Raw genomic sequence first — 16,226 nt, 5'->3', positions numbered from 1 at the left:
GTGATCTCGTTCGCATGCTTCGGTGCGCAGATGCGCTAGGGCGGTCCCGCGATCTGCACAGGAGGCGCAATGCTCCGGCTTTACAATCCGCGCCCGCCCAAACCCCTTGTCGACTGGCCATGGACCGTCGGCCTTCTCTCCGCACATGGTCTGGCCTTGCTTGCCCTGGTCTGGCTCGCTCTCGTCAACCCGAAAATCCCGGTTTGGATATCGGAGGGGGCTGAGGCGGAGCTCGCAGCAGCGGTTCCCCCGGCCATCGCGTCAAGGGTACAGGTTGCGGAGCCCGCCGCCCCGAGGCGCATGCAAATTGTCGAGCGCGTCTACAAGTAGCCTTCGCCAGCTTCCGCGGCGAAGCGGCCCGGGTCGCCTTCCCAGACGATGCGGGCGTGTTCCAGGACATAGACGCGGTCGGCGTGAGGCAGGGCGAAAGTGACATTCTGCTCGCCGAGCAGCACCGTGATCGACGTGGTCTGCCGTAACTTCTCCAATGCTTTGGAGAGCTGTTCGAGAATGACCGGCGCGAGCCCCAGCGTGGGCTCGTCGAGGATCAGGATCTTTGGCTGCATCATGAGCGCACGTCCGATTGCCAGCATCTGCTGCTCACCGCCGGACAGCGTCTGGGCGAGCTGATCCTGCCGCTCCTTAAGGATCGGGAATAGCTCGAACAGCCAAGTGAGTTGTTTGTCGCGGGCGTCGTCGGAGAGATGCTGCCCGCCAAGGTCGAGATTTTCGCGCACGGTCATCTCGCCGAACAACTCGCGTGATTCCGGGCATTGCACGATGCCCTCGCGTGCGATCCGGGCAGGGCTGGTGCCGCGGAGCGGCGCGCCGTCGCGGACGATGTCCCCGCTGTAGGGCAGAAAGCCCGAGATCGCGTTGAACAGCGTGGTCTTGCCGGCACCATTGAGGCCGACCACCGAGACAAACTCGCCGTGGTGGATGTGGATCGAGACATCCTGAAGCGCCTGTGCCTTGCCGTAGAAGACGCTGAGGTTCTTCACCTCCAGCGCCGGCACCTTGTCCTTGAAGCTCGTCTCCGGACGCGCCGAGGTCTCGATCGCCCCTCCCAGATAGACCCGCCTGACCGTCTCGTTGCGCATCACCTCGTCGGCGCGCCCGGTCACGATCTCTTCCCCCAGATACATCGCCAGCACGCGGTCGACGAGCGCCGCTACGCTTTTGACGTTGTGGTCGACCAGCAGCACGGCGCGACCTTCGTCGCGGAAGCTGCGGATCAGCTCCGAGAACATTCCGACTTCGGCAAGCGTCAGACCGGCGAACGGCTCGTCCACCAGCACGACCTTCGGATCACGCGCGATTGCTTTGGCGAGTTCGAGCCTGCGCAGATCGGCAAACGGCAGGGTCGGCGGGCGCCGGTTCATCACCGCGCCGAGCCCGACGCGCTCGGCAATCCACTTGGCCCGCTCGGTCAGCGCCTTGTCCGGAAACAGCATCAGCAGGCTGTCCGGCAGCAGCGCCACCATGATGTTTTCCAGCACCGTCTGGCGGTTGAGCGGCCGCGAATGCTGGAAAACCATGCCGAAGCCCTTGCGCGCGATCTTGTGCGCAGGCAGGCCGGCGATGTTCTCTCCCTCGAAAATGACCTCGCCGCCGGTCGGCCGCTCGATCCCCATGATCGATTTCATGGCGGTCGACTTGCCGGAGCCGTTCGGCCCGATCAGGCCGAAGATCTCGCCGCTATGCAGGTCGAGGCTGATGTTCTTCACTGCCGTCAGTCCGCCGTAGCGCTTGACCAGGCCGCGGACCTGCAGGGTCGGAGTGGAGGAGCTTGCGTCGATCACGAGCGTGCCTCACGCGACAGGGCCGCTCCCAGGAAGCCGCCAGGGAAGAACAGAACAACGAGCAGCGCGACGAACGAGACGATGAAGGTCGCGAGCTCACCGGTCGGCCGCAGGAATTCGCCGGCAACGATCAGGAAGATCGCACCCAGCGCCGCACCCAGCACGGTGCGTCGGCCGCCAAGCACGGCGGCGACGATCACGTTGACGCCGACGGCGACGTCGATCACGGTTCCGACCGACGCCGTGCCGAAATAGAACACGAGGAGCGCGCCCGACAGGCCGGAGAAGAAGGCGCTGACGATGAACGCGAACAGCTTGTGCTTGACGATGTTGAAGCCGAGCGCGCCGGCCTGCACCGGATCCTGACCGCTCGCCTGCAGCACCAGGCCGAGCGGCGATTGCGACAAGCCGTAAAGGATTGCTGCGCTCACCGCCATGAAGCCGAGCGCGATCCAGTAATTGGCGTTGGCGCTGATGGTGATGACGTCGGGAATGGTGAGACCGATCTCGCCGCCGGTGAGATCGGCAAAGACGACAACGAAATTCTGCAGCATGAGCACCGCGACCAGGGTGGTCAGACCGAAATAGGGCCCCCGGACCCGCAAGGCTGGCAGCGCCAGCACGAAGCCGGCAATCACTGCCGCCAGCGCGCCGAGCACGATGCACAGATAGACCGACCAGCCATATTGATTGTTCAGAATGCCGGCGGTGTAGGCGCCGACTCCGATCAGGAAGGTCGGGCCAAAATTCACCTCGCCTGCGAAGCCGAACAGGAGATCCCAGGCCATCGCGAACACGCCGAAATAATAGGCGACGGTCAAGAGGCCCAGCACATAGCCGGAGACGTAGAGCGGCAGGGTTGCCGCGACCACGACCGCGAGAAGCGAAATCAGGAACAGGCGCGATCTGAAGAAGCCGGCCATCTCAGCGCCTCCCGAGCAGGCCCTGCGGCCGAATATACATGACGAACACCAGAAGCAGCAGCGCGGGAATGGTCCGATAGGCCGGCGAGATCAAATAGGCCGTCAGCGTTTCCAGATAGCCGACCACGAAGGCCGCAATCAGCGAGCCTGAGACGCTGCCAAGCCCGCCGAGCACGACGATGGAGAAGGCGCTCGCGGTCAGGGGACCGACGCTATAGGAGCTGACGCCTAAGAACATGCCGAGCAGCACGCCGGCGATACCCGCCAGCACGCCGTAGATGGTCCAGACCACGATGTAGATGTTGTTGAGCTCGAGTCCCAGCAGCGTGACGCCGCGCGGATTCATCGAGGCCGCCAGCACCGCTTTGCCGGTGCGGGTGCGGTTCACCAGCGCCCAGAGCAACGCGATCACGAAGCAGCAGACCACGGCCGTGAACACCTCGTTACGCGGGGTCCGCACGCCCAGGATGTCGATCACCCCTTCGACGATCGGCAGCACCGTCTTGGCGTTGTTGGTGAAGAAATAGGCGATCAACTCCTGGATCATGATGCCCCAGAGCAGCGTGCCCGTGAGGACGAAGATCTCTTTCTCTTCATTGGCGATGCGTTGCGATCGCTGGATCGGTTGCACGACCGCGAAATAGGTCGCGAACGAGGCGACGAGCGCGACCGCGACTCCGATCAGAGCCCCGACATAAGTGTTGGTGTGAAGGATGCTCGCCGCGGCCCAGGCCGCGACCGCCGCGAGCACCATGATGGCGCCATGGGACAGGTTGAGCACGCCGGAGACCCCGAAAATCAGGGTGAAGCCAGTCGCGCCGAGCGCATAGAGAGCGCTGACGGCAAAGCCGTCGATCAGGATCTGGAATGCACGCATGAATGTCCGCTGCAGCAGCAGCGGTGCCGCTGCCTTGGCTGAGATGAGGTCCTAAAGGATCTGCCCCCGAAACCAGCCGGGGGCAGGGTGTGTCCCATGTCAGTTCGATGTGACCTTGATGAAGCTTGGGAACTTGATCTGGGCCTTGGCGACTTCCTTCGGCCAAACCGCGATCTGTTGGCCGTCCTGCCACTGCAGCATCAGTCCCGTGATCAGACCCTTGCCGTATTTGAGCGAGTGGGTGAACGGATCATCCTTGCCGTAGAACTGGATGCGGCCGATCGTGCCTTCCCAATCGGTCTTCTCCAGCGCATCGACCAGCTTGTCGGCGTCGGTCGAGCCCGCGCGCTTCACGGCATCGGCGATGTAATAGACCTCGTCATAGGCCGTGTAGCCGGCGTAGGACGGGAAGTTGCCGAACTTGGCCTTGAAGCCGTCTGCAAACGGCACGGACTTCGGAGTCACGGCGACGCCCGGGCCGGACACGCCCTGATAGAGCACGCCGTTGGCGGCATCATTGGTGTCCTTGCCGAACGTCGAGTTGGTCGCCTGCGAACTGATGCCGAGCATCGGGATCGGCACCTGCTGGTTCTTCCACTGCACGGTTGGCTGCACGCCGACATGAGAAATGCCGGTGATGATCACGTCCGGCTTCGCTCCCTCGATCTTGTTGAAGATCGGCGTGAAGTCGGTGGTGTCGGGCGAGAAGCGGATATGATCCAGCACCTTAAGCCCGATCTTGGGCAGGCATTCCTCGTAGCCGATGTCGAGCGGCTTGGTCCAGGCGGCATCTTCGCTCATGATGACCGCAGTCGTCATGTGCTTCTGCTCGACCAGCAGCTCCTTCGCGGCATCACAGACCGACAATGCCAGCGCGGCCGAGGTCAGATAGCCATGGAAGGTGTATTTGTTCTTCTCGTAGTCGGCATGCACGCTCTTGCTGATCTCGTTGGAGGCAGCACCCGGCGTGATGAAGGGCGTCTTCAGGCGCGAGGCCCAGGGCTCGAGCGCCAGCACGACCTCGCTGATATAGCTTGCAATGACGACGTTGACCTTGTCCTCGTTGACGGCGCGCTGGAACGCGCGAACCGAATCGGCTGAGGAAGAGTGGTTGTCGTAGGTGACGATCTCGATCTTGCGGCCGTCGACGCCGCCCTTGGAGTTGATCTCGTCGGCGGCCATCTGCGCGGCCTGCGGAATCGAGGCGCCGGCGATCGCCTGGGCTTCCGCGATGACGCCGATTTTGATCGGGTCGGCCGCGAGCGCCTGGCTTGAGACGCTTGCCAAAAGCCCGAATGCTGCGACTGCGAGAATTGCGCGCGGCGGTAATGAATGGGATGAATACAGGCTTTTTTTCATAACGTTTCTCTCCGCTGATCATTTTTATCGTTCTGCGTTGAGCGCATTGTAGCGGCGCCCGTGCGCGCAGCAAGCGGAACCCGCTCGCTGCGACGCTGAACTACGACTAATTTATATGCATCCTTAAGATGTTAGCTGTCGAGAATCGCAACTGCGCGGGTCCAGCCGGCGGAGGCCCGCTCGATCTTGACCGGAAAGCAGGACACCATGAAACCGGTCGATGGCAGAAGCTCCAGATTGTGCAGCTTCTCCAGGTGGCAGTAGCCGATGTGGCGGCCGGCCTTGTGTCCTTCCCAGATCAGGCTTGCATCCTTGGTCTCGGCATATTTCCTGGCTGTGTGCACGAACGGCGCGTCCCAGCTCCAGCCGTCGGTGCCGGTCAGCCGCACGCCGCGCTCAAGTAGATACATCGTGGCCTCATAGCCCATGCCGCAGCCCGAGCTGACATAATCGGGACGGCCGTATTTGGCGCCGGCGGATGTGTTGACCACGACGATCTCCAGCGGCGAGAGCGTGTGTCCGATCCGCTTCAGCTCCTGCTCGACATCCCCGGCGGTTACCACGTAACCATCCGGCAGATGGCGGAAGTCGAGCTTCACGCCGGGCTGCAGGCACCACTCCAGCGGCACCTCGTCGATCGTCCATGATCGTTCGCCGCGATTCATGGTCGGATGGAAGTGCCAGGGCGCATCGAGATGAGTGCCATTGTGGGTCGAGAGCTGCACCTGCTCCACAGCCCAGCCTTGCCCGTCAGGGAGATCTTCGGCCTTCAGCCCCGCGAAGAAGTGCAGCATGGGCGCGAGACCCTGCTGATGATCGATATATTGGATCTTTGGATGGTTGCCGGGCGGGTCGGCCGGCACGTCGTTCTGCAGCGGCACTGAAATATCGATCAGCCTGCGCGCCATGATGCAATTCTCCGTCGTTGGGCGGCAGGATCTCAAGCCTGCACGTTCAAGAGCCTTGCTGCAGTGCGTCCGAGGACGTCAAGCTTCTCGTGGTCGCTGAGAACAGTTGACGCGAAGATGTGATCGACCGGATGCAGCTGCCACGGATAGGGATAGTCGCTGCCGAGCACGATCTGGCTGGCGCCGACCTGCGCAACCAGATGGCGGATCGCCTCGGGCGAGAAGATCAGCGAGTCGAAATAGATCTGCTTGAGATATTCGGTCGGCTTCTTCTTCAACGCAATCTCCGCCTTGCAGCCTTTCGGTCCGACGAGGCAGGCATAGTCGGAGCGATCGGCGTAGGAGGGCAGATAGCCTCCCCCGTGGGCTGCAATGATCTTCAATCCCGGGAAGCGATCGAACGTGCCTTCGAAGATGAGATGCGACAGCGCGATCGTTGTGCCGAGCGGATTGGCGATGGTGTTGGCGAGCCAGCCATTGCCGGCCAGTCGCTTGCTCAACTCAGGAACGCCCTGGGGGTGAATGAACAGCGGCACGCCGAGCTCTTCCGCCTTGGCCCAGACCGGGTGGAATCTGGCATCGGAGAATTCGGCGCCGTTCACGACGTCACCGATTGCTGCGCCCTTCAATCCCTGCTTTTTGACCGCAGTCTCTAGCTCCTGCACCGCAAGATCGGGCGCCTGCAACGTCAGTGATGCAAAAGCCGCGAACCGGTCCGGCTTCGACGCGCACAACTCGGCAAGCTTCTCGTTCTGGATCTTGACGATCTGGGCGGCGAGGTCGCGATCGCGGTCATACCAGAACGGATTGATCGACAGCACTTCGAGGTCGATCGCCTGAGCGTCCATGGCCGCCAGGCGCTTGTTGACGTCGATATAGACCTCGTCGCCACCATTGACCGGCACAAGCTGCAGCTTGGTCCCTTCATCGCCGAGCAGGGCGCCGGCTTCCGGAATGTGGCAATGGCAGTGGACGTCGATGGTCTTGACGCGCTTGCCGTTCACCGCCACGGGAAGCGTCTGGCGTGCCGATTGCCCGCGCACGCCCTGCAGCATGCCGCACCCGCAAAAGACGAGACCGGCAGCGGCGCCGCCGCGCAGAAAATCACGACGCGTTGTCATGACCCATTCCTCCCAGAAGTTGTTTTTATGGCGGTAGCGTATGCCAGGCTGATGGCACGTCGCAAGGCGATGTGCACGGAGCGCGGCGCACAAAGAAACCCTGATCAACGTCTCTTGATACCCGTCATGATCGCGTCACGCGGCGCTACACGTCCGGCGATTTAGATCGCGCTCACCGGAGGAGCGGCGTTCAGACCGGCTTGATGCCGGCCTTCGTGATGATGTCGCGCCATTTCGGCACTTCATCCGCGATGCGCTTCCTCATGCCGTCGGGACCGTTGGCGATCACCTCGAAGCCGTCATTGCGCAACTGGTCGGCGACGTCGGCCCTCTTCAGGATGTCGATCGATTTGGTCGCGAGCAGGTCGATCACCGGCGCCGGCGTATTTGCTGGTGCTAGGAATCCCTGGAACGTATCGGAGACGAAGTCCTTGTAGCCGAGCTCCACCATGGTCGGCACATCGGGCAGGTCGAACCAGCGGTGTTCGCCGGTCACCGCGAGCGCCTTCAGCGCGCCGGACTCGATCTGCGGATGCGCCGGCGGAAGCGCCGCGAAAGCGATCTGCGTGGTCCCGGTGAGGATCGCCTGGATCGCAGGACCCGCACCGGAGAAGGGTACATGGGTGATGTTGATCCCGCAGCGGATCTTGAAGAGCTCGCCGGATAGGTGGGGCGTGGTGCCGATGCCCGGGCTCGCATAGTTCAGCTCGTTCGGATTGGCCTTCGCCCGGGCGATCAAGTCGGCCACCGAGTTCACGCCGAGCTTGGGATCGACCAGGATCACATTGGGTGACGTGCCAAGCTCCGCTATGGCGGCGAAATCCTTAGAGGGATCGTAGGGGATCTTCGCATACAGCGAGGGATTGACGACATAAGCGCTCGACGTGACCAGGAGCGTATAGCCGTCGGCTTCCGCATGCGCGGCGATCCCGATGCCGATATTGCCGCCCGCGCCGGGACGATTCTCGACCACGACCGTGCCGCCAAGCGTCTCGCCGAGATGGCGCGCGAGAATCCGCGCCATGATATCGGTCGGCCCCGCGGGCGCGAAGGGCACGATGATCCTGATCGGGCGCTCGGGATAATTAGCCGCTTTGGCGAAGCGTGGGCCAAGCGCCGTCGCCGCGGCTGCAGCGATGAAGCGGCCGCCGGTGCGGATAATGTCGCGGCGCGGGTATCGGGTTTTCCTTTCCGGCATGTTCTTCGTCCGCGCTGTAGCTACATGTCGAATACCGCAACCGCACGGATCGGCGAGGCCGTGCCGTCCCGCCATTTCAGCGGCAGGCCAATGAACGTGAACTGACCTTGGCCCAGCAACGCCTCCAGATTGCACAGGCTCTCGATATGGGTGATGTCCAGGTCGAGGCAGGCTTTGTGGACCAGGAGATTCACGTCGCTATCAGGACCGGGCCGCATCGAATCGATGCCGAAATGCACGACGCCCTGTTTGGCGAGCCATTCGGTGGCCGCGACGTTCACGCCGCAATTGTCCGTCGCATAGGCCTTGCGCGGAAAGGTGCGCGCGTGATGCCCCGTGCAGAGCAAGACCGTGCCGCCCCTGGGCACGCCGACCCCGGCCTTCTCGACTGCGTCTTCCAGATCGGCGGGCGTGATCTCGGCGCGCGGCGCGATGTGCTGCAGGTCGAGGCAGATCCCCGGCACGATGCATTTTTCCAGCGGATATTGGTCGATCGAGATGCCGCGCGGGCCGAAATGCCGCGGCGCGTCGATATGCGTGCCGCCATGATCGGCCATCGAGATGAACATCGATGCCAGCCCCCACACGTTGCCGGACTCGGCCAGCGCCTCCTCGTGGCTCTTCCATATACCGTGGATGATCGGCGGATGGCCGGGGTAGCTCGGCGTACGATGATAGAGCTCACGGCTGAGGTCGATGATTTTCATGGTGCGCGCCTTCTCGAATGGGGCCCTTCAGGCCAGCATAACGCACCATCCGGAGAAATGAATACTCCGGATTCGGAAGACGCGAGCGCGATGAGTCTCTCGTTCGCTAGCGCAGTACCTGCCGCGGCAGCCAGAGCGAGATCTCCGGAATGTAAGTGACGGCCATCAGCACAGCGAACATCACCGCATAGAACGGCCAGATCCGTCGCATCACCTGCTCGATCGTCACCTTGCCGACCGCGCAGCCGACGAACAGTATCGCGCCAACAGGCGGATGGCACAGGCCGATGCCGAGATTGAGCAGCATGATCATGCCGAAATGCACAGGATTGACGCCGAAATTCTGCATCACCGGCAAGAGGATCGGCGTTGCGATCAGGATCGACGGCGCCATGTCGACGAGCGTGCCGAGCAAGAGCAGCAGCACATTGATCAGGAGCAGGATGACGTATTTATTGCTCGAGATCGACAGGAAGAACTGCGTCATCTTGGTCGGCATCTGAGTCAGTGCCATGATGTAGCCGACTGCGGACGCGCAGGCGATCAGTGTCATCACCATCGCGACGGTGCGCAGGGTCCGGTGCAGCAGCACAGGCAGGTCGCGCCAGCGATAGTCCCGGTAGATGAACATGGTGACGAAGAAGGCCCACAGGCACGCCACCGCGCCTGCCTCGATCGCAGTGAAGACGCCGCCCAGAATGCCGCCGAGAATGATGACCAGCGTGATCAGGCCCCATGCGGCATCGATCGTGATCCTGATCGCATCCTTCGCCGGAACGGTCTTGCCCTGCGGATGGCGCTCGCGATAAGCGATGACGACGCAGAGCAGGATCAGCGAGAAGCCGAGCAAAAGGCCCGGAAACACGCCGGCCATGAACAGCGCGCTGATCGAGATGGTGCCGCCGGTTGCCAGGGAGTACAGCACCGCGTTGTGGCTTGGCGGCACCAAGAGCGCCTGCACCGACGAACTGATGGTCAGATTGGTCGCGAACACGCGCGGATAGCCGGAGCGCTCCATCTGCGGAATCATCACTGAGCCGATCGCCGAGGTGTCGGCGACAGCCGATCCGGAAATGCCGCTCAGGAAGGTCGTCGCCAGCACGTTGACGATCGAGAGGCCGCCGCGCAGCCGCGTCAGTCCGACCAGCACGTCGGCAAAGGCCACCAGCCGCCGCGCCATGCCGCCTTCGGCCATGATGGCGCCGGCCAGCACGAAGAACGGAATGGTCAGCATCGCGACCTTGCTGACGCCGTCCGAGATCTTCAGCATCACCGCTTCCAGCGGGATTCCGATCCAGAAAGCGCCGACGATCGCGGCCATCGCCAGCGAATAGGCGATGGGCATGCCGATCAGGAAGCACACCAGCATCGTCGCAAGCAGGATGAAAATATCCATGGATCTGTCCCTGCCGGCTTTAATCGATTGAGGCGGCGTCGCTGTGGGAAATGGGATCTTGCGGTACGCCAAGGACGAGCCGCTCAATGATGAAAAGAAGCAGGCAGAGCCCGCCGATCGGAATCGGTAGGTAGGTCACGCCGACCGACAGGAAGGGAAAGTCCGCGATCGTGTTGGTCCAGGTCACCGAGACCAGCCGCTCGCCCCACACCACCATGAAGATCGCGATCAGCGCCATCAGGAGCTGAACGAGAACGTCCAATACCCTGCGCCAGCGCTCGGGCAGCTGGTTGGCGAAGTAGGACAGGTTCATGTGCAGGTTGAGGCGATAGCCGGCCGCAGCACCGATGAAGGTGAGCAGGATGGTGAGCAGCACTGCGAGCGGCTCGGGCCAGGATGCGGCGCTGTTCAGCACGTAACGGGTGAACACCGCATAGGGTATCACCGCCGAGATCGCCACCAGCGCCGTGCAGCCGACCAGCACGCAGGCGAGATAGAGCGCATCCATTGCGCGGCGGAACAACGCAGCCATGGTCGAACCTCCCGTTACGTGATCGCTCACGCGCTCACGCGATCTCCTGGATGCGCTTGATCATCTCCTGATATTTCGGGCCGTATTTGTCCCAGACCGGCTTCACCGCGGCCTGGAACGGTGCCTTGTCCGCGATCTCGATGATCTCGCAACCAGCGGCCTTGGCCTTCTCCATGGCCTCGCGCTCATAGGCCTTCCAGAGCTCGCGCTCCTCCATCTGCGCCTCGCGGGCGAACTTCTTGATCAGGGTCTGGTCGTCAGGCGAAAGCGTCGACCAGGCCCGCTTCGAGAAGGCCAGCACCTCGGGGATGACGAGATGCTCGGTCAGCGAGTAGTATTTCGCCGCCGTGTAATGATTGCTGAACACATAGCTCGGCGGGTTGTTCTCGGCGCCGTCGATCACACCGGTCTGCAGTGCGCTGAATACCTGATCATAGCCCATGGCGACGCCGTTGCCGCCGAGCGCGTTCATCATGTCGATGAAGATCGGATTGCCGATGACGCGGATCTTCAATCCCTTGATGTCGTCAATCGTCTTGATCGGATGCTTGGTGTTGTAGATGCTGCGGGCGCCGGAATTCATCCAGCACAGCGCAACCAGCCCGGCATTCGGGTTGGCGTTGATGCGGTCGAGCAGATCCTGTCCAACCGCGCCGTCCATCATTTTCTCGGAATGCGCGATGCTTTTGAACAGGAACGGCATGTTGACGACATTGACCTCGTCGACAATGGGGCCGAGTGCGCCGGCGCTGACGCGTAGCATCTGGATGGCGCCGATCTGGGTCTGTTCGATGGTCTCCTTCTCGCCGCCGAGCTGAGCGGAGGGATACATCTGGATCGAGAGCCGGCCGTTGGTGGCGGCAGCGAGCTTCTTGCCAAGGTTCTCGGTGGCGGCCACGGTCGGATAGCCGGCCGGCTGCACGTCGGAGGCCTTGAACACGGCCTTTGATTGCGCCGATGCGGGCGCAAAGGGCAGGGTCGTGGCAGAAGCTAATCCAACGCTCAGCTTGATGAAGTCGCGTCGTTTCATGGCGTCCTCCCGGGACTGACTTGGTGTTGTGTCGCGATCGGCGGTGATCGCGATCTGTTTGCGGTGAAGGTTCGTCAGCTTGGTCGAAAGAATTCGGGGTTGATGGTCTGGATGGCCGAGATATCGTCGAGCAGCCGTTCGAGATGGCTCGCCATCGCAAGCCGCGCGCGATCCGGATCGTGCGCCTCGATGGCGGCCAGGATCGGTTCATGCTCTGCGATCACTTCGGTCATGCGACCGACCTGCGGCAGCGTCAGCCGTCGATAGCGGTCGACATGGACCTTCACCTGCAGGATCAGTGTCCAGATTCCGGGATAGCCGGCGACATCGGCGATCCCAGCATGAAATGCCTCGTCGGCTTGATGAAACGCCTCGCGATCCCTGGCATCCGCGGCTTCGCGCTGTCGCTCCAAGATGGCATGCAACGCGAGCAGCTGGCTCGCGGTCGCGCGCTCCGCCGCCATGCGCGTCGTCGTCTCTTCGAGCGCCTTGCGGATGATGATGGCCTCGGGCAGGGCGGCCATCGGAATGCGCGAGACGAAGATGCCGGACTGCGGAAAGATCTCGACCAGGCCTTCGTCGGCTAGCTTCAGGATAGCCTCGCGCACTGGCGTCCGGCTGACACCGTAGTCCAGCGCGATCTGGTTTTCCGAGATCGTCTCGCCCGGTCGCCGGGCGAGTGAAACCAGCTCGGCCCTGAGCTCGGCATAGATGCGTGAGGAAGCGGTCGCGCCGCGCGGTCGGCCGCTGCGGCGCATGCGGGCGACTGCCGGTGCTGGCGTCGGGTCCAGTTTCCTTGGAGCGCGGGCGGTCATCTACGTTTCCTCAATTGATATATTAGTATATGAACTGGGTTTGGCAACGAGAATTACCGCTGAGTGCGCCGCCATAATTTGCGGTCGTTCCGTGGCTGCCAGAACATCTGTAGCAGCGCTGGGGAGGTTCACGTCGTGACGGACTATCGCAAGCTTTTCGATCTCACGGGGAAAACCGCATTGGTGCTCGGCGCTGCTTCGGGCATTGGCAGGTCGTCGGCGCAGGCGCTGGCCGCGCTAGGCGCGCGCGTCCTCTGCGCCGACCGCGAGATCGGAGGCGCGGAGGCCACCGCAGTCGCCATTCGCGGTGACGGGGGAGTTGCGGAAGTGGCAGCGTGCGACGCGGCAAGCAGAGATGACGTCGCGGCACTTGCGGAGCAGGCTACAAAACTGTTTCCGCGGCTCGACATTGCGGTGACCACGCCAGGGCTCAACATCCGCAAGACCGTGCTCGATTACACCGAAGAGGATCTCGACCGCGTGCTCGATCTGAACGTCAAGGGCACGGTGTGGTTCTTCCAGGCGTTCGGCCGCATCATGACCGAGCAGCGTGGCGGCAGCTTGATCGCGTGCTCCTCGATGCGCGCCGTGACGATCGAGCCCGGACTTGCGGTGTACGGTGCGACCAAGGCGGCGATTGGCCTGTTGGTGAAGGGCTTTGCCTCGGAGGTCGGACCGTTCGGCGTGCGGGTGAACGCAATCGCACCCAGCATCGTCGAAACCGCGCTGACTGCGCCATTCAAGCAGCGGCCCGAGATCTACAATCTCTACGCCGCACATACCGTGTTCAACCGCTGGAGCAGCGCCGACGAGGTCGCGACCGCGGTCTGCTATCTCGCCTCAGACGCCGCAAGCTATGTCAGCGGCAGCACCTTGTTCGTCGATGGCGGCTGGACTGCGGTCGATCGTCCGCCGACCGGTCTGACCAAGCTCGGCCGCTGAACCGCGGTTCCAATCAGGAGATCTCGCGCCCCAGATTTGCCCGTGCAATGCCTGTTGAATGCACTCGGCTGACGCTCATTTTGGTGTTACCAATTTCGTCATGAACCAGCAGACCCGACTCCAGATCCGCCATTCCACCTGTCCGCATGATTGCCCCTCGGCCTGTGCGCTCGACGTCGAGGTGCTCGACGGAGCGACGATTGGCCGGGTGCGCGGCTCGAAGAAGCAGACCTATACTGCTGGCGTCATCTGCGCCAAGGTCGCCCGCTACGCCGAGCGCATTCATCATCCGGAGCGGCTGATGCATCCGCTGCGCCGCACGGGACCCAAAGGCTCGGGGGAGTTTGCGCGCATCACCTGGGATGAGGCGCTGGACGAGATCGCGCGTCGCTTCCTCGCGGCCGAGCGGGACTTCGGGGCTGAGTCGGTCTGGCCCTATTACTATGCCGGCACCATGGGCCTCGTGATGCGCGACGGCATCAATCGCCTGACTCATGTGAAGAGATATTCGCGCTTCTACTCGACCATCTGCGCCAACGTCGCGCGGATCGGCTTTGCGATCGGCACCGGCAAGATCGCCGGCGTCGATCCGCGCGAGATGGCGCTCTCTGACCTAGTGGTGATCTGGGGCACCAACCCCGTGAACACACAGGTGAACGTGATGACCCACGCCGCGCGTGCCCGGAAGGAGCGCGGCGCCAGAATCGCGGCGGTCGACGTCTACGACAACGAGACCATGAAGCAGGCGGACATCCGCATCATCCTGCGTCCGGGCACCGACGGCGCGTTCGCCTGCGGCGTCATGCATGTGCTGTTCCGCGACGGCTATGCCGACCGCGACTACATGGACCGCTACACCGATTGTCCGGCGGAGCTGGAGGCGCATCTTAAGACGCGCACGCCGGAATGGGCGTCCGCGATCTGCGGCGTGCCCGTGGCGGAGGTCGAGGCGTTCGCGCGCGCGATCGGCGAGACCAAGCGCACGTTCATCCGGCTCGGCTATGGCTTCACGCGCAGCCGCAACGGCGCCACGCAGATGCACGCGGCTCTGTGCATTCCGGCGGTCACGGGAGCCTGGCAATATGAAGGCGGCGGCGCCTTCTTCAACAATGCCGCACTGTGGGGCTTCGACGAGGCCGTCATCGAAGGTCATGATGCAATCGATCAGAACGTCCGGATTCTGGACCAATCACAGATCGGCCGCATCCTGACCGGCGATCCCGTGGCGCTGTGCGGCGGCGGTCCCGTCAAGGCGATGCTGATCCAGAACACCAATCCGATGACGGTGGCGCCGGAGCAGGCGCTCGTCCGCCAAGGCTTTGCGCGCGAGGATCTGTTCGTCGCTGTCCATGAGCAGTTCATGACCGAGACCGCGCAAATGGCCGATATCGTATTGCCGGCCACGATGTTCATGGAACATGACGACGTCTATTACGGCGGCGGCCACCAGCACATCTCGGTCGGCCCGAAGCTGATCGATCCGCCGGGCGAGTGCCGCTCCAACCACGACGTGCTGCAGGCTCTGGCGCGCCGCCTGCGCGCCGTCCATCCCGGTTTCGAGATGACGCCGCGCGAACTGATCGACGCCACCTTGAAGCGCAGCGGCCACGGCGACATCGCAGGCCTGGAAGCCGACATCTGGCGAGATTTGCAGCCGGACTTCCGCACCTCGCATTACCTCGATGGTTTTGCGCACAAGGACGGCAAATTCCACTTCAAGGCCGATTGGGCGCATCCGCCGTTCGGCCGGCCGATGGGCGATATCGCGAGCATGCCGTCGCTGCCCGACCACTGGGCCGTCATCGAGGACGTCGATCAGCGCCATCCGTTCCGGCTCGCGACCAGCCCGTCGCGCTCGTTCCTCAACACCACCTTCAACGAGACGCCGTCATCCCAGGCCCGCGAGGGCGCTCCTTCGGTGATGATCCATCCGCTCGATGCCGCCGCGCTCGATATCGCTGATGGTGATGCAGTGACGCTCGGCAACGACCGGGGCGAGACCTCCCTGGTGGCGCGGTTGTTCGAGGGCGTGCGGCGCGGGGTCCTGATCGCCGAATCCATCCATCCCAATCACGCTCATCTCGGGGGCCGCGGCATCAACATGCTCACCGGCGCCGACACCATCGCGCCCATCGGTGGCGCCGCCTTCCACGACAACAAGGTGTGGCTGCGCAAAGGCGCGGTGGATCGCATCGCGACGGCCTAGAACACCGTTTCCATGCAATCGGCCGTCGCAGGATGGGTTGAGCTCTCGCCATCTTCAACGCTGTCATGCTCCGCCCCCGGGTCTCGCCTTTGGCGAGCCCGAGGACAGGCTCCGGCGGAGCATCCAGTAATCCGCGGCAGAAGAGATCGAACAGAGACGTCACGGCGTACTGGATCGTCCGCAGGAGCCTGTCATCCGGCCGGCCGAAGGCCGGACCGGGTGGCGGACGATGATAGGGGCCGTATCAACAAGCCCGAGACTTAGGAACAAGGCGTCTAGCCGATCGGGCCAGGGCCGGATCTGGCAGTCGGGACAGAAGTTGTTCTCAAACAATGACTTGCGCAGCAGTCTGGCGTGCGCGAACGGACCGCCTCAGGGCTTATTTCCATGACTTGTACGGGCTTATGCAT

The 16,226-nt window shown here is 63.0% G+C and carries 14 protein-coding genes; 2 read left to right on the top strand and 12 right to left on the bottom strand.

Going from position 1 to position 16,226, the window contains the following annotated elements:
• Nucleotides 1-320: 320 nt before the first annotated feature.
• The 12 genes from P6U24_RS28150 to P6U24_RS28095 all read right to left on the bottom strand — a co-directional run bounded on the left by P6U24_RS28150 (nucleotide 321) and on the right by P6U24_RS28095 (nucleotide 12,611).
• Nucleotides 321-1,799 carry an ATP-binding cassette domain-containing protein gene (locus P6U24_RS28150; RefSeq protein ID WP_407160616.1) on the bottom strand — a complete coding sequence of 493 codons (1,479 nt, stop codon included), beginning with the start codon at nucleotides 1,797-1,799 and terminating at the stop codon, nucleotides 321-323.
• On the bottom strand, nucleotides 1,799-2,725 hold the full coding sequence (locus tag P6U24_RS28145; RefSeq protein ID WP_407155701.1) for a branched-chain amino acid ABC transporter permease: 927 nt from the start codon (nucleotides 2,723-2,725) through the stop codon (nucleotides 1,799-1,801). Before P6U24_RS28145 ends, P6U24_RS28150 begins: the two co-directional genes overlap by 1 nt.
• 1 nt (nucleotide 2,726) lies before the next feature.
• Complete coding sequence (locus P6U24_RS28140) at nucleotides 2,727-3,602, bottom strand: branched-chain amino acid ABC transporter permease (RefSeq protein WP_407155700.1); 876 nt, start codon at nucleotides 3,600-3,602, stop codon at nucleotides 2,727-2,729.
• A gap of 99 nt (nucleotides 3,603-3,701) precedes the next feature.
• On the bottom strand, nucleotides 3,702-4,961 hold the full coding sequence (locus P6U24_RS28135; RefSeq protein ID WP_407155699.1) for an ABC transporter substrate-binding protein: 1,260 nt from the start codon (nucleotides 4,959-4,961) through the stop codon (nucleotides 3,702-3,704).
• 131 nt (nucleotides 4,962-5,092) lie between these two features.
• On the bottom strand, nucleotides 5,093-5,869 hold the full coding sequence (locus P6U24_RS28130; RefSeq protein ID WP_407155698.1) for a cyclase family protein: 777 nt from the start codon (nucleotides 5,867-5,869) through the stop codon (nucleotides 5,093-5,095).
• 32 nt (nucleotides 5,870-5,901) lie between these two features.
• Complete coding sequence (locus P6U24_RS28125; protein ID WP_407155697.1) at nucleotides 5,902-6,990, bottom strand: amidohydrolase family protein; 1,089 nt, start codon at nucleotides 6,988-6,990, stop codon at nucleotides 5,902-5,904.
• A gap of 190 nt (nucleotides 6,991-7,180) precedes the next feature.
• On the bottom strand, nucleotides 7,181-8,188 hold the full coding sequence (locus P6U24_RS28120) for a Bug family tripartite tricarboxylate transporter substrate binding protein (RefSeq protein WP_407155696.1): 1,008 nt from the start codon (nucleotides 8,186-8,188) through the stop codon (nucleotides 7,181-7,183).
• 20 nt (nucleotides 8,189-8,208) lie between these two features.
• The gene (locus P6U24_RS28115; protein ID WP_407155695.1) at nucleotides 8,209-8,895 is read right to left on the bottom strand and encodes a cyclase family protein; all 687 of its coding nucleotides are present in this window, start codon (nucleotides 8,893-8,895) and stop codon (nucleotides 8,209-8,211) included.
• Between the two features lie 106 nt (nucleotides 8,896-9,001).
• The gene (locus tag P6U24_RS28110) at nucleotides 9,002-10,291 is read right to left on the bottom strand and encodes a TRAP transporter large permease (protein ID WP_407155694.1); all 1,290 of its coding nucleotides are present in this window, start codon (nucleotides 10,289-10,291) and stop codon (nucleotides 9,002-9,004) included.
• A gap of 19 nt (nucleotides 10,292-10,310) precedes the next feature.
• Nucleotides 10,311-10,823, bottom strand: a complete 513-nt coding sequence (locus P6U24_RS28105; protein WP_407155693.1) for a TRAP transporter small permease — start codon at nucleotides 10,821-10,823, stop codon at nucleotides 10,311-10,313.
• Nucleotides 10,824-10,857: 34 nt separating this feature from the next.
• A complete protein-coding gene (gene dctP / locus P6U24_RS28100; protein ID WP_407155692.1) occupies nucleotides 10,858-11,853 on the bottom strand; it encodes a TRAP transporter substrate-binding protein DctP in 996 nt (331 codons plus the stop codon).
• Nucleotides 11,854-11,927: 74 nt separating this feature from the next.
• The gene (locus P6U24_RS28095) at nucleotides 11,928-12,611 is read right to left on the bottom strand and encodes a GntR family transcriptional regulator (RefSeq protein ID WP_407160615.1); all 684 of its coding nucleotides are present in this window, start codon (nucleotides 12,609-12,611) and stop codon (nucleotides 11,928-11,930) included.
• A gap of 192 nt (nucleotides 12,612-12,803) precedes the next feature.
• Between P6U24_RS28095 and P6U24_RS28090 the strand changes: the two genes are divergently transcribed.
• Both P6U24_RS28090 and P6U24_RS28085 read left to right on the top strand, forming a co-directional pair.
• Entirely contained in the window at nucleotides 12,804-13,610 is an 807-nt protein-coding gene (locus P6U24_RS28090) for an SDR family NAD(P)-dependent oxidoreductase (RefSeq protein ID WP_407155691.1), read from the top strand.
• A 100-nt stretch (nucleotides 13,611-13,710) separates the two neighbouring features.
• Nucleotides 13,711-15,816 (top strand): molybdopterin oxidoreductase family protein, encoded by a 2,106-nt coding sequence (locus tag P6U24_RS28085; RefSeq protein ID WP_407155690.1) that lies wholly within the window; start codon nucleotides 13,711-13,713, stop codon nucleotides 15,814-15,816.
• The last annotated feature ends 410 nt before the right edge of the window (nucleotides 15,817-16,226 follow it).

This window comes from Bradyrhizobium sp. STM 3557 (assembly GCF_045571465.1).
GTDB lineage: Bacteria > Pseudomonadota > Alphaproteobacteria > Rhizobiales > Xanthobacteraceae > Bradyrhizobium.
The sequence above is the reverse complement of the archived record's forward strand: the minus strand, read 5'-3'. Positions and strand labels throughout refer to the sequence as shown.

Coding starts and splice junctions, on each gene's coding strand:
- P6U24_RS28145 (WP_407155701.1), bottom strand. CDS start 2,725: ATGGCCGGCTTCTTCAGATCGCGCCTGTTCCTGATTTCGCTTCTCGCG.
- P6U24_RS28140 (WP_407155700.1), bottom strand. CDS start 3,602: ATGCGTGCATTCCAGATCCTGATCGACGGCTTTGCCGTCAGCGCTCTC.
- P6U24_RS28135 (WP_407155699.1), bottom strand. CDS start 4,961: ATGAAAAAAAGCCTGTATTCATCCCATTCATTACCGCCGCGCGCAATT.
- P6U24_RS28130 (WP_407155698.1), bottom strand. CDS start 5,869: ATGGCGCGCAGGCTGATCGATATTTCAGTGCCGCTGCAGAACGACGTG.
- P6U24_RS28125 (WP_407155697.1), bottom strand. CDS start 6,990: ATGACAACGCGTCGTGATTTTCTGCGCGGCGGCGCCGCTGCCGGTCTC.
- P6U24_RS28120 (WP_407155696.1), bottom strand. CDS start 8,188: ATGCCGGAAAGGAAAACCCGATACCCGCGCCGCGACATTATCCGCACC.
- P6U24_RS28115 (WP_407155695.1), bottom strand. CDS start 8,895: ATGAAAATCATCGACCTCAGCCGTGAGCTCTATCATCGTACGCCGAGC.
- P6U24_RS28110 (WP_407155694.1), bottom strand. CDS start 10,291: ATGGATATTTTCATCCTGCTTGCGACGATGCTGGTGTGCTTCCTGATC.
- P6U24_RS28105 (WP_407155693.1), bottom strand. CDS start 10,823: ATGGCTGCGTTGTTCCGCCGCGCAATGGATGCGCTCTATCTCGCCTGC.
- dctP (WP_407155692.1), bottom strand. CDS start 11,853: ATGAAACGACGCGACTTCATCAAGCTGAGCGTTGGATTAGCTTCTGCC.
- P6U24_RS28095 (WP_407160615.1), bottom strand. CDS start 12,611: ATGCGCCGCAGCGGCCGACCGCGCGGCGCGACCGCTTCCTCACGCATC.
- P6U24_RS28085 (WP_407155690.1), top strand. CDS start 13,711: ATGAACCAGCAGACCCGACTCCAGATCCGCCATTCCACCTGTCCGCAT.